Source organism: Paenibacillus campinasensis, from assembly GCF_002272015.1.
Taxonomy (GTDB): domain Bacteria; phylum Bacillota; class Bacilli; order Paenibacillales; family Paenibacillaceae; genus Paenibacillus_AQ; species Paenibacillus_AQ campinasensis.
In genome coordinates this window covers 1-641 of the sequence record NZ_NPBY01000095.1, presented here as the reverse complement: position 1 = coordinate 641, position 641 = coordinate 1, and the positions used below count along the sequence as shown (strand labels likewise).

Genomic DNA, 641 nt, shown 5'->3' with positions numbered 1-641 from the left:
AACTACTACACTAACCAAATATATTAAAACATTAACTAATACTTTTAAGCGGCTATTATTTTTTAGAAAGATGATTGCAATCTGTAAAATTACTGATAAACACAGTACAAAATATGATGGGGTAAAAATTAAAGCTGTGATGATGTCGTTAAAAAGAATGAATTCATCGTCCAACGTATATTTCGGCCAATAAGAAATGAGGCCATATAGTGAGAGCAATAGGGAGAAGGATAACCAAATATAGTAAAAAATTGCCCTCACTCCTCTCTACACTCTAGTTATTTATTCAGTCCACCAATTATTTTGCCAAACATAAGTATAATTCCAATTAGTTACACTACTTTCACTGAGAATTAAGTCGCCGGCATTTTTTGCACTTGTAAAGGCACTGTCATATCCAGATGGATGACTAGCTGCATATGCTCTTCCGTATACATTATTATGTAAATCCATTATGTTAGCGTTGTCAAAAAACCCTTAAAAGTGTTGATATCTGCTTGACATACCCGAATCATTTGAAATTTTAAATTAGGAATATACTGTGTTGTATCAATAAATGCATCATATCCTGCTACAGAAGAACCAATATTAACATAATAATTATATCTGTTATTATAATAGTTTAAAACCGGATTTAAAAG

1 protein-coding gene is annotated in these 641 nt (G+C 31.0%); it reads right to left on the bottom strand.

The annotated features are described in order from the left end of the window. Nucleotides 1-452 precede the first annotated feature (452 nt). Nucleotides 453-641, bottom strand: a 189-nt coding sequence (locus tag CHH67_RS26610; protein ID WP_218832082.1) for a hypothetical protein, incomplete at its 5' end; no start/stop codon positions are given.